Origin of the sequence: Synechococcus sp. A18-25c (assembly GCF_014280035.1) — a bacterium.
Classification (GTDB): Bacteria; Cyanobacteriota; Cyanobacteriia; order PCC-6307; family Cyanobiaceae; genus Synechococcus_C.
Map to the genome: position 1 here is coordinate 1,694,368 of NZ_CP047957.1, position 11,580 is coordinate 1,705,947.

Sequence of the window (11,580 nt, forward strand, 5' to 3'; positions counted from 1 at the left end):
TGCTCTAAGCATCCACGCTGAAGGGGGCATCCACGCGGATAATCAGCTCAGGTGATTTCCCCTCTCCGGCATGGTGCTGAACCGCAAGGGCTTCTTCCTCGAGCTTGGAGACCCGGACCCCGCTGTCGCGGCCAAGTACGCCGAAGCCAACGCTGCTAGAGCCAAACTCGCAGCGAAGGAAAGCAAAAAGCCATCGGCTGCGGCCACGACTGCGGCGCCCGCTCATGCCGACAAAGCTCAACCGGCACCAGACCCAAGCAGCACCGAGACCAAGCCATCGCTGACAACGGCGGAAGCCATTGCTGCAGAGCTCGCGGCGGCCGAGGCTGCAAAGCCCACAGTGGAGCTGGTCAATTTCGCACCCGAGGCCCTCAAGCCTGGCAACGCTGTACGACCTGGGAAGCGCCGGCCTGGAAGCAACCTGTCGGGTTTCCGCTCCATGGCCACCGAGCTCTTTAAGACCAAGTAGGGCTGACAAACCTCAAAACCCTTTCGGCGACGGTCGTTGACTAGACAGTGAAACATTGCCCATCGGGGTAGCGGCACTGGAAGGGCTAGCGGCCACCGCTCGATTTGCAGCGGCTTGCTGATTCGGGATCGCCATGGCGTTGAAGGCCAATGACCACCTCTCGCCCTCACCCCGGAAGGGCATCACGGAATGGGGCTGCCATGCCGGAAAGACGTAAAAATCCCCAGGCACAGGAAGCATGTATTGGGACATCCCGGTGCGAAACGATTGAATATGCCAATCCTCAGGGCCATGAAAACAAAGCTGGCCATCAAAACTATTGGCATTGATCTGGGGGGGCACCTTCAGAAAAATCACCCCTGAAAAACTGCCGCCATGGGTGTGGATCGGGTTGTAGTCCCCAGCGCGTTGGCAGTTCAACCACAGATCCACGGGCTGAAGCCTGTAGCGCCCTGGGACCCAAGGACCACGCCCTTGCGGTGGCTGTCGATCGATCACATGACGAATCCAGCGTTCGCATGCCGGTAGAAGCTGCTGATTCATCAGTTCCTGCACACCGGGCAAATCCGGAGTCAACTCACGCTGCTCACTCAGCTGGCCGGCAAGCTTGGCGGATGCATCAGGACTGCGATGCGGCGCAGTCATCACCTGCTCACCGAGGGCGATCAGTTGCTGAAGCAGAGGATCCGGGAGCTGGCCCTTGAGGATCGAACGCGGAAACAGATCAAGAACGTCCACAGCTGTCTCTGGTGCTGCAGGTCATCGTGCCAGCGACTGAGCAGCACAACCGTTCAAGTTGATCGAGCCAACCCACGCAAAGCAGAGCTCGCGCGCAAAGTGACAGGATTGGTCGGCCGCCACACCAAGTCCAGGAGGGTTGCCTTGAACGGTCCAAAGAGCCTGTTGAGCCGGATTGGACGCCGCTTGCGCAAGGCATCCGCATCGATCGAACCATCAGCGTCGATCCAGCAAAGACCAGCAGGCCTGTTTCGCCCCCGCTCCAAAGCGTCGAATCAACCGACCATCAGTGTGCAAACAACTCTGTTGCGACGCATGCACGTCAAGGGTCGTCCACTGATGAACGCATTTCGCCGCGACAGCATCAAGCGCTGAGCGTTCGCCAGGAGCAAAGGGCGCTGATGCCAGCGACCGCCGCAGTCGAGCTGCGCAAAATGGTGTCCCCGAGCGTGACCCCTATCCAACCGGAGGCGAGAGCCCAAGCCACTTCACGTTCACTCCAACCGCCCTCAGGCCCGATCGCCAACCAAATGCGCGGGGCTGGCCCCGCAGCCTGATGGAGCCATGTTTCCAAGTGCGGACAGCCAGCATCCCGTGTGACGGCGATCAGCCGCAAGTCCTCCGCAGCGAGAGCCATCCACCACTGCTCGCTCTGAATGCAAGGCTGCAGGTCTGGCCTCCAAAGCCTCTCGCTCTGCTCGACAGCCTCCTGAAGAATCACACCCCAGCGCTCAGGGCGATCCTCCGCTTGCGGAACACTGCGATCAGCCTGGATGGGCTGGACGTGATCCACACCTAGTTCACAAGCCATGCGCATCACATCGTCCATACCGCGACGAACCAGCGCCATGGCCAAGCCCAGTTGAGGCATGGGCTTCGATCCCGTTTCAAGGGGTTGTGCACGATCGGTGGTCAGCTCCAACTGATCACCGGGTATCAGCCGCGCAGTCCAGAGATGTCCGCCGCCATCCACCACATCCACCTGAGAACCGGGCTTCAGCCGCAGCACTTTGCGCAGATAGCGCGCTTCTTGGTCATTCAGATGGACGCAGCGATGCTCCCCTGTAGGGGGAAGCCTGCTGGCATCAATGAGCAGGCGGCGTCGTTCAGCCACAGCTGCGGTCAACCCATTCCCGGGAAAACACTGTCGGGGTGCTCCTCCACAGGCCAGTCTTCGTTGGCACCACCAATCAACAGTTCTTCTAGTTGAACCAGGTCTGAATCCAGCTGCCGCAACGCATTGATCAACACATCCAGCGCGATCCCATCACTGGTCCCCAGGTCGATCCAGCACCGTGCCCACTCTTGCTGGTATTCAAGCTGCCCCATGTTGTGCATCAAAGCGGGCATGACCGAGCCAGCATCGTCGTTCTCGTAGCTCATCCAACTGAGCTGATCGCCTTCCTCGTGCACCTGAAGGTTTTCAGCGTTAAAGCCCCCTAGACGCCCAAGCACGTACCAGCTGTCGAAGATGCCATCGACGTAATTTCGCTCTCCCTGACTAGGGACCTCACCAAAGCGCAGCCAAATCCAGCAATTGAAGGGATCAATCTCTCGAAAACGAACCTGCATGACCCACCGGCATCTTTGACATCATCGCCGCCGAAGGAACGATCGACCATGCTGGAGCGCCATGGCAGCCCCCATCGAGGGCATTCGATTGGAATGCTGGAACTGCACGATGTTCATTACAGGCCGGCTACCGCAGAAGAGCTGGTGCTCAACGGCATTCAGCTCAAAGCGTCCCGTGGACGACCCTTATTGATCTCTGGTGACAGCGGCAGCGGCAAAACCAGCCTGCTGGATGTGATCAGCGGGATGGCCGGAGCCAACAAGGGCCGCATCTGCTGGCAGGGACAAGTGATGAACCAGCGACAACGGCGATGGTTATGCGGGGTGGTGTTTCAGTTCCCAGAGCGCCACTTTCTGGGCTTGACCGTGAGCCAGGAACTCAAACTGGGGCATCGTCGTCTGAGCAGCGAAGACCAGGCCGAAGCCCTACGTCAGGTGGGGCTCAGTGGGGTGGACGGACGCCAAGCTCCCGAACGTCTTAGCGGCGGACAGCAGCGACGCCTGGCTCTTGCGGTTCAACTGCTGCGCAAACCGGATGTGCTGCTACTCGATGAACCAACGGCGGGTCTTGATTGGTCCGTTCGCAGCGAAGTGCTCGAACTGCTGGACCAGCTCAGTCGCGACCGATTGCTGATTGTGGTGACCCATGAACCGGAACTGTTTCATGGCTGGAACTGCGATCAACAACGACTGCACAACGGCCGCCTGCACGCTCTGTCACCATGACGCCTGGAATGTTGAAGCGTCATGGCTGATCGCCTTGTGCGAGCCACCGCTGCAGGTGGGGGAATCAGACTGGTGGCAGTCACAACCAGCGACACCACCCGCACAGCTCGAACACGCCACGGCCTTTCGTATCTCACCACCGTGATGCTGGGACGTGCCATGAGCGCAGGATTGCTGCTGGCAAGCTCCATGAAGGTTCGCCACGGACGCGTCAATCTGCGTCTCGGCTCCGATGGCCCGATCGATGGGTTGAGTGTCGACGCTGGTCGTGATGGCCGCGTCCGGGGGTACGTCGGCAACCCATCACTAGAGCTGGACCCCGTCGTGGCAGCCGATGGCCAAGCGAGCTTCGACTTCGGCGCTGCAGCAGGCACGGGTTACCTGCACGTCGTCCGTGACGACGGAAAAGGAGAACCTTTCAGCAGCACGGTCGAGCTCGTCAGCGGAGGCATCGGTGAAGACGTGGCGTCGTATCTGTTGCACTCAGAACAAACACCGTCCGCTGTGTTTGTTGGGGAAACAATCAACAGCGAAGGGCTACAAAGCAGCGGCGGATTGTTGGTGCAGGTGCTGCCAAAGGCGGCGGAAGAGCCCGCCCTGGTGGCCCTGCTTGAGGAACGCTGCCGCGAGATTCAGAACTTCAGCCAACAGCTGCATGCCTGCGGCGACCATCCCGAACGATTGCTGCAGGAGGTGTTCCCAGACCTCGATCCACAGCCGATTCCGAGCAGCGAACCCATGCAGCCAGTGCAGTTTTACTGTCCCTGCAGTCGCGAACGCAGCCTTGGAGCCCTCACCCTGCTGGGACCTGAGGAGCTCCAAACGATGCTGGAGGAAGACAAAGGTGCTGAGTTGACCTGCCACTTCTGCAATGAGGTGTACCAAGTCACCGAGGCAGAACTGAGAGATCTGATCAGTGAGCTATCAGGGTCAAGCCAGAAATAACGCTCCAATTAAAAGCACCACCAAAGCGGGCAGTGCTTGCCATTGCTCCACAGACAATGGCAACGCCATCGGCGCCATCACCATGCTGAGCAGTGCACCGAGACTTAAGCCAGCGATGAGCAACAACAATGTCCAACCCAATGAACCGAGTGGACGACGGCCGCGTTTGACCTGACTGATAAAGACGCCAATGGTTGAAAGAGCGAGAAGCAGCTCCACGGTCAACGGAGCGACCAAAAGAAGCAGCAATGCAGCCGCTCCTGCGAGACAACGCACCGTGAATCCCTGACCTTCCACCAATTGGAAATCAGGCATCACGCCTGAACCACTTAGAGAAGGAGTTGGCAAAGAGAAACTGCGAAGACGGGTGAGCAGCGCAGCCGGACCGCTGGAAGAGGGGAGGAATTCCGTCGATCCCTGTTGACGCTCAATTCGTGATGCCGTTGCAGCATCAGAGCTCACCCGTCCCGACTGACGGTCGCGAAGACGTGCCATCAAGACAGCGTCGTAGGCCGCTTCTGCGCGCGCCCTGGCGATCGCGTCATCGCCGCAGCCGGCCACAACACGGTCGCGGGCTTGTTGGACATCTTCAAAACTTGCATCAGCACTGATGCCGAGCAGAGAATAAGGATCCTGAGAATCCGAATCCGGTCCTGGATTCATCCCTGCAGCCATTGAAGAGTCTGTGTTCTTGTTCAAGCGTATCGACAGAGTCCTTGAAGTGAGCCTTCAAGAGGGATTATCAAACGAAACGCACGGTGCGTGATCTCAACGGTGACTAAAAGAGCGGCGGGCCATGCCGAAAGCCCTGCTGACGCTCAAAGCGATGACGACAGCGCGGTACATCAGAGCTAAGCAACAGTTGACGATGTTTGATCAATGGCATCTGAGGGGGCAAGTGATAGCCCTCCAAAACCTCCACATGATCCCGGTGATCACGGAAGCAAATGTAATCCGTCCCTCCATCAGCGCAGGGGCGAAGCAGCCAGAGAGTGTCCATGGCAGACCGCTTGAGGACGACAGTCTGGCGATTGCAATCTCGAGGTGCGAACCGATGCCAGTCGGCATCTGAGATTTCAAGTTCGATCGCGGCATAACGCTCCGCAAACGGAAGGCTCACCCCAGGCGTGGGCAGTGCTGGAGCCGTGAAAAAAGGATGCCAACAACATCCTTAAGACTGATCAAAATCGCTGAGCGACGCCTCCTTGCTTGTGTTTTTGAGCATCCCAACAACCTCCGTCGCAGGTGCGACTCCGTAGTCCAAGGCCTCTCATGCCGATTCATCGTCATTGAAACCCCAGGGAAGATCTCAAGGTCACCCAAACAGCATCCACGCGGATGGCCTTGTAGCCCTCGTTCACAACGTGTGGAGTGAAATCCTTGCTGAGGTTGATCGAACAAGTCCCCAATCCCCACCGAGCGCGATGGACGGCCTCATGATGCAGAGGCTGATCAACAAGGGCAGCGTTTCAAGCCTCTTGGGGCAAAGGATCAACTCAAGAGTCGGCCCGTCTTTGGTGACCTTGGCACCGTGATCCAACTTGCAATTGTCGATGATCAAATTACTGCCGTTCAATCGCGCTTCACCGCCTGAACGACAGGATGCAATTCCAACTGCCTCACAACTGAAAAGTCCATGCGAATACAAAGCAAGGAGAGACGTGAACACGTAGGGGTTCAGAACAGCAAGCGAACGCTTGACTCCAGAGATGATCCCTTTGTGAAACGCTTGACTGAGGCCTGGCCGCCTTCAGCCGACAGCGAATCACCGAATGGGCTCCCAAACAGTAAAAAACTTTGGGTACCACACGCAATCCTGATCAGGGCAAGACGCTGAACACAACACTGCGAAGTGCAATGCAACGCTTCCCTGATTAGACGCGGATTGGACTCACCGTGATCAGAACAAAGGATGCTCAGCCTCTAAGCAACAAGACGCACAGCCTCGAAGAGAAGAATTGATCGAGAAAAGACGGATTGAACAGTTGACGAACCGCCGGGCGTGATGCATAAATGAATTCAGATGGGGATTATCAATGCTCACCGGATCTGATCTTCTTGCCAAGGTTAAAGAGCTTGGCGATGTGTCCAAAACTGATTTGGCTACGGCCTGTGGCTACGTCACCGATAAAAAGGATGGCGGCCAGCGAGTGAATTTCACTGCGTTCTACGAAGCTCTGCTGAGCGCCAAAGGCGTGGAACTTGGTGGCGGTTCTGCCGGTATTGGCAAAGGCGGCCGCAAACTCAGCTACACCGCAAAAGTGCAGGGCAATGGCAACCTCCTGGTTGGCAAGGCCTACACCGCCATGCTCGATCTCAATCCTGGTGATGAGTTTGAAATCAAGCTTGGACGGAAAGCCATCCGTTTGATTCCCGTTGGTGGCTCTGACGAAGAAGGCGAAGAGTGAGAACTGACCAGCACTCAAGGGTGACCAGCTCTGGGCTGAGTCCTCTTGAGTCTGCAGTGCTTCTCGTCTGATCAATTGCTAGCAATCAAAAGCCCCACTCCTTGAGTGGGGCTTTTTTCATCATGGTGACCACTCGACGCGATTGACCGTTACCGATGAGCTGTTAAAGACTGATTGGCTCAACACCGCTGACCACCGGTGCAACAGCACTAAGCGCCAAATCGGGATGTTCTTCGTTGAGCTGGTTGAGGTTCCAATCGTTCTTGAACAGGAGTACGGGTCGGTTCCAAGCGTCTCTCACGGTTTTGCAATTGAAAATTCTCCCCACCTGATCGAGTGCCGACCATCCACCGGTGACCCATCGCGCCACTTGAAATCCCAGTGGCTCAAGCCGGGTTTCAACGCCATATTCGTTTTGAAGCCGATGTTGCACCACCTCAAGCTGCAACTGACCGACCGCCGCGAGAATTGGGTCGCGCTTGCTTTCATCGGTGTCGTACAGAATCTGCACAGCACCTTCCTCGCGCAGTTCGTTCACGCCTTTGCGGAAATTCTTGAAGGCGGAAGGATTGGGATTGCGCAGCCAACTGAAGATCTCAGGACTGAAGCAGGGAATGCCCTCGTACTCAACTTTCGTTCCCGTGTAGAGGGTGTCGCCGATGGAGAACATGCCCGGATTGTTCAAACCAATCACGTCACCGGGATAGGCATCTTCCACAACGGCCCGGTCTTGACCAAACAGCTTCTGAGGACGTGACAAACGGATGGCCTTGCCGGTGCGGGCGTGGCGCACGGTCATGTCTTTTTCAAATCGCCCACTACAAACCCTGACAAAGGCGACACGATCTCGATGACGGGGATCCATGTTGGCCTGCAATTTGAACACAAACCCACTGAAATCTGGCCGTAAAGGATCCACCGGCCCGTCATGCCCATTGCGTGCAACAGGCTTCTGAGCCATTTCCATGAATGCATTCAGAAAGGGGCGAACACCAAAATTGGTCATCGCAGATCCGAAGAACACCGGTGTGAGCTCACCGGCATGCACTAACTCCAGATCCAGTTCTGCACCTGCCGCCTCCAGCAAATCCAATTCCTCAACCGCCTGCTCCAACAGATCGACTTCAACAAGATCCAGCAACTCAGGATCATCGAGTGAGAGATGTCGTTCCTCCGATTGACGGCCTCGTTCCGCCCGAGAGAACAAAATCACCTCGCGCGTGCGGCGATCGATCACCCCACGGAACTGCTCACCACTCCCGATCGGCCAGTTCACAGCCCATGGTGTGAGCTCAAGCTCTGACTCAATTTCATCCAGCAGTGAAAGAGGGTCACGACCGGGGCGATCCATCTTGTTGATGAACGTAAAAATAGGGATCTGCCGCATCCGACAGACCTCAAAGAGTTTTCGCGTTTGAGGCTCAAGTCCTTTGGCGGCATCCTCGAGCATCACAGCATTGTCAGCAGCCGCCAACGTCCGATAGGTGTCCTCTGAAAAGTCCTGGTGACCAGGAGTGTCCAGCAGATTGATCGTGTTGCCGGTGTAATCGAACTGAAGAACGGTGGACGTGATGGAGATGCCGCGCTGTTTCTCCAGCTCCATCCAGTCAGAGGTGACTTTGCGTTGTTCGCCTCGGGCCTTCACAGCACCGGCCTGCTGAATGGCACCGCCGTAAAGCAACAACTTCTCTGTAAGAGTCGTTTTACCAGCATCAGGGTGAGAAATGATCGCGAAATTGCGACGACGTGCCACCGCCTCGAGCAGCTCACGTCCGTCTTGAAGTGCTGATTCCGTGCTCATGGGCTGCGCTGATCGACACCAGCCTGACAGCCCGTGATCCAACCACTCACTTCGAGATATCGGTCCTCAACCTCCATCACCTGAAGCTGAGGCAGGCCCGCAACAGCAAGCTGCGCTTTCACCTCGGCAGCAGTGAATGCCGCACGCAAGGAGGCGCGGTAATCACGTTGAAGCACCTCAGGCGCGTTGGCCACATGCTGCTGGCAGAGACCATCAATGCTGGCCTCGCTGTCTGGGCGCTTGAGGTCACGGTGCAACACGAGGCAGCGTGATGAGGCCAGGGATTTCACCGATGACCAGAGATGCATCGGATCATGCAGATGATGCAACAGGCTGTTGCTCACCACCAGATCAGCCTCGAGTGAAGACGCCGGCAAGGGCAATGCGCGCCGTTGATAGCGCAAGCGCTCAGTCATCACTCCTGCATCATGACGCCGGGCCTCTGCCACGCGAAGCATGCGCTCAGCAGCATCCACCCCCAGCACACAACAGTCCGTCCAGCGCTTTGCCAGCCGCAGACTGATGTTGCCGGGACCACAACCAAGATCGACAAGACAAGCCTGTTGGCGAAAATGCACACCATCGACAGCAAGCAGTTGCTCAATTCGATCAACAACGGCCTGATCGGAAACGTTGAAATCCGCTGCCGCATAGGCATCAACCTGCAGCGGGTCGTTCATGACCTCAGGTTCAAGAACACGTGGAATCATTAGGTCGTGGGGTTGGATTGCAGTTCAAGTGTTTGTGTGGGGTAGGGAATCTGAATGTGATGATCTGCCAGAACCTCAAGAATCCTGCAATTCAAGCGGTGAACACTGTCTTCAAAATCATCATGAACCAGATGCAGTGAGCGGATTTCCAATTCAAAGTCGTAGCTGAAAGCGGAAATCCGAACGAGTCGCGCTGCCTCAAACACAAGTTGCTCGTCTTCCCTCACCACGGCTTTGAGCAACTCAGGCATGAGCCTGAGCTGGTCGGGAGAGGTGCTGTAGGCCACTCCGACAACAATCTCGCAAAGAGTGATGCGTTCAAGCACTTCTTCTAGCGCCACTAAGAGGCTTTCACGCACCTTCAAAAACGCTTTCCATCCGTGCAATTCCACCATCACAAAAACGATCAGTTGACTGGTGCCGTCCTCCAGGGACTCCAAACTCACGACTTGCTCCTGCAGTTCGACCGCGTGATCAAGAAACGAAGGCGACTGCAAAATAAGCTTGGTGATTCGAACTAATTCCTCAAGCTGGAATGGAGACATTGGATTGCGTACAGGCAACCTGAGCTCGAGCCCCTGCATTGGCTGACGTTCAACACTGAGACCACGCCTGGAATAGTTCACAATGGTGGCTTCATCTGCCACGGAATTGGGGATCGTCACACGACTCTCCAAGGTCTGCAGCTCCATCGAGCGAAGGCCAATTTTGGTCACAAATCCGATTTTTCCGCCCACTTCGCAAAACTCGCCCACTCTCAAAGGGCGATCTGTCTGGATCGACAAGCCCGCGAAAAGATTGCCGATGAGCTTGGTAGCACCAAGACCAATCGCCAGGCCAGGCACCGCCGAAAAAGCGAGAACAGTGTTTGATGGCAGCCCCAGCAGCAATAACAGCCGGTAGATCAACACCACAGAAATCAGCATGCCAACGGCACGACTGGCAGGCATCACGAAGCTTGAAATGCGACGAAGCTGAATGGGTGAACGATTACGGCGAATTTGAGACATAAACTCCGCAGCACTTCGACCCAACGCCTCAAACAGGAAGAAAACAAAAATGCTTGCGGAGACGTACCAAATCACATAAAAGATATAAATTGCGACAACCAATGGCGTACCAGTGAAATTAATCACATTGTCAACTAGCTGTTCAACAGCGTAGGTTATAGGCAATACAGGGGCAACGATCAGCACACGCCTCCACGCCAACGTATCAACTGTGAAAAGACGACGATTTGAGGACTCGTAATCATTCTCATCATCACCAATTTCTCGATACGTCCGAAACAAAAGACGCATCAAGCGCAAGCTTATGTAGGCATAAACCAAAATCAGAACACATGCAGCAGCGAGCTGGAACAGCGTTTGGTCACCAACCGGCCACTCAAGCCAAACTCTCCATTCCAGTGGAAGCGACAGATACCAGTCGGGTGGAACAAGAAATCCAGGCGTATAGATAAAGTCCGAATAGAAATTTGGGGACGCATAAGGCTGCTTGATTGCCGGAAGATCACGGATCTCTTCATACATCGAACGAACCGAAGCAACGGTCGAAGCAGAAAAATAAAAATTTTCATTGTCCGGATCACCTTTGATATCAGAGGTCAGCGTGATGGCAGTGCCCGGGATACGCCACGAGGCCGTCGGGTTGGATCGCAAGTCGTTGCGATTTTTCATCCCTGCCTGAGAGGGGATATGAATTGGCTCTCGGCTATTCGCAAAGACGTAATCAAGAACGATCTTTAACTGAATCGCCGCCTCATCGGCCATATCCTCTCGGACGCTTTCAGGAAAAGCACTTGCATCCAACGCATCGACCGCCAAACCGAACAGCAGATTCGTGTCATCAATGGCTTCGCGTCGCAGCGCTTGGCCGGTGGAGGATGAAAACCCGAGCAAATCGGCACGCAAGGCCACGTCTGACATCACGGCATAGAAGTTGAGCAACGTGGTTTTGGGGCTATCCCCCACCACGTGATCAAGCACCACTTCATCCCAGGCTGCCGCTTTCTCGCTCAACGCCTCGTAGAACGGCTGTTGCTCGATGGGAATCACAGTGCGAGAAGAAGGTTGATACACCTCCTCATTGATCGATGAGCCCGCAAAAGCTGAGGGGTGGGGCCATGCCGTCGCAACACAGATCAGCAGCCCAACCGCAGCGAGCAAACAAGTCCGGAGGACTCGGCGAAACATCCCTCGTGTCAAAGCC

Annotated in this window: 13 protein-coding genes; 5 read left to right on the forward strand and 8 right to left on the reverse strand. The window is 56.0% G+C overall.

Annotated elements, in window-relative coordinates; all coding sequences use genetic code 11:
- Nucleotides 1-70: 70 nt before the first annotated feature.
- Nucleotides 71-469: a hypothetical protein gene (locus SynA1825c_RS09420; RefSeq protein ID WP_186469062.1), complete on the forward strand. Its 399-nt coding sequence runs from the start codon at nt 71-73 to the stop codon at nt 467-469.
- A gap of 12 nt (nt 470-481) precedes the next feature.
- On the opposite strand, the gene SynA1825c_RS09425 is transcribed toward SynA1825c_RS09420, so the two are convergent.
- Nucleotides 482-1,207: a putative 2OG-Fe(II) oxygenase gene (locus SynA1825c_RS09425; protein WP_186469063.1), complete on the reverse strand. Its 726-nt coding sequence runs from the start codon at nt 1,205-1,207 to the stop codon at nt 482-484.
- Between the two features lie 144 nt (nt 1,208-1,351).
- Between SynA1825c_RS09425 and SynA1825c_RS09430 the strand changes: the two genes are divergently transcribed.
- Nucleotides 1,352-1,582 (forward strand): hypothetical protein, encoded by a 231-nt coding sequence (locus SynA1825c_RS09430; RefSeq protein WP_222929993.1) that lies wholly within the window; start codon nt 1,352-1,354, stop codon nt 1,580-1,582.
- On the opposite strand, the gene SynA1825c_RS09435 is transcribed toward SynA1825c_RS09430, so the two are convergent.
- A complete protein-coding gene (locus SynA1825c_RS09435; protein ID WP_186469065.1) occupies nt 1,572-2,321 on the reverse strand; it encodes a 16S rRNA (uracil(1498)-N(3))-methyltransferase in 750 nt (249 codons plus the stop codon). The genes SynA1825c_RS09430 and SynA1825c_RS09435 overlap by 11 nt on opposite strands.
- Before the next feature lie 8 nt (nt 2,322-2,329).
- Complete coding sequence (locus SynA1825c_RS09440) at nt 2,330-2,779, reverse strand: DUF3531 family protein (protein WP_186469066.1); 450 nt, start codon at nt 2,777-2,779, stop codon at nt 2,330-2,332.
- Nucleotides 2,780-2,872: 93 nt separating this feature from the next.
- Between SynA1825c_RS09440 and SynA1825c_RS09445 the strand changes: the two genes are divergently transcribed.
- Together SynA1825c_RS09445 and hslO are read left to right on the forward strand one after the other, a co-directional pair.
- Nucleotides 2,873-3,505: an ABC transporter ATP-binding protein gene (locus SynA1825c_RS09445; RefSeq protein WP_186471149.1), complete on the forward strand. Its 633-nt coding sequence runs from the start codon at nt 2,873-2,875 to the stop codon at nt 3,503-3,505.
- 21 nt (nt 3,506-3,526) lie between these two features.
- Nucleotides 3,527-4,450: an Hsp33 family molecular chaperone HslO gene (gene hslO / locus SynA1825c_RS09450; protein WP_186469067.1), complete on the forward strand. Its 924-nt coding sequence runs from the start codon at nt 3,527-3,529 to the stop codon at nt 4,448-4,450.
- Here hslO and SynA1825c_RS09455 read toward each other — a convergent pair.
- Together SynA1825c_RS09455 and SynA1825c_RS09460 are read right to left on the reverse strand one after the other, a co-directional pair.
- Nucleotides 4,436-5,125 (reverse strand): CPP1-like family protein, encoded by a 690-nt coding sequence (locus SynA1825c_RS09455; RefSeq protein WP_186471150.1) that lies wholly within the window; start codon nt 5,123-5,125, stop codon nt 4,436-4,438. The genes hslO and SynA1825c_RS09455 overlap by 15 nt on opposite strands.
- A gap of 103 nt (nt 5,126-5,228) precedes the next feature.
- The gene (locus tag SynA1825c_RS09460) at nt 5,229-5,450 is read right to left on the reverse strand and encodes a hypothetical protein (RefSeq protein ID WP_186471151.1); all 222 of its coding nucleotides are present in this window, start codon (nt 5,448-5,450) and stop codon (nt 5,229-5,231) included.
- Nucleotides 5,451-6,486: 1,036 nt separating this feature from the next.
- On the opposite strand from SynA1825c_RS09460, the gene SynA1825c_RS09465 reads away from it, so the two are divergent.
- A complete protein-coding gene (locus tag SynA1825c_RS09465; protein WP_186469068.1) occupies nt 6,487-6,858 on the forward strand; it encodes an AbrB family transcriptional regulator in 372 nt (123 codons plus the stop codon).
- Nucleotides 6,859-7,021: 163 nt separating this feature from the next.
- Here SynA1825c_RS09465 and SynA1825c_RS09470 read toward each other — a convergent pair whose 3' ends face one another.
- Genes SynA1825c_RS09470 through SynA1825c_RS09480 form a run of 3 tightly spaced genes read right to left on the reverse strand, consistent with a single transcriptional unit; the run spans nt 7,022 to nt 11,537 of the window.
- Nucleotides 7,022-8,659 carry a peptide chain release factor 3 gene (locus SynA1825c_RS09470; protein ID WP_186469069.1) on the reverse strand — a complete coding sequence of 546 codons (1,638 nt, stop codon included), beginning with the start codon at nt 8,657-8,659 and terminating at the stop codon, nt 7,022-7,024.
- Nucleotides 8,656-9,339, reverse strand: coding sequence for a trans-aconitate 2-methyltransferase (locus SynA1825c_RS09475; RefSeq protein ID WP_255478348.1), 684 nt, complete (start codon nt 9,337-9,339; stop codon nt 8,656-8,658). The genes SynA1825c_RS09470 and SynA1825c_RS09475 overlap by 4 nt, the downstream gene beginning before the upstream one ends.
- 29 nt (nt 9,340-9,368) lie before the next feature.
- Nucleotides 9,369-11,537: a mechanosensitive ion channel family protein gene (locus tag SynA1825c_RS09480; protein WP_255478349.1), complete on the reverse strand. Its 2,169-nt coding sequence runs from the start codon at nt 11,535-11,537 to the stop codon at nt 9,369-9,371.
- Nucleotides 11,538-11,580: the final 43 nt, after the last annotated feature.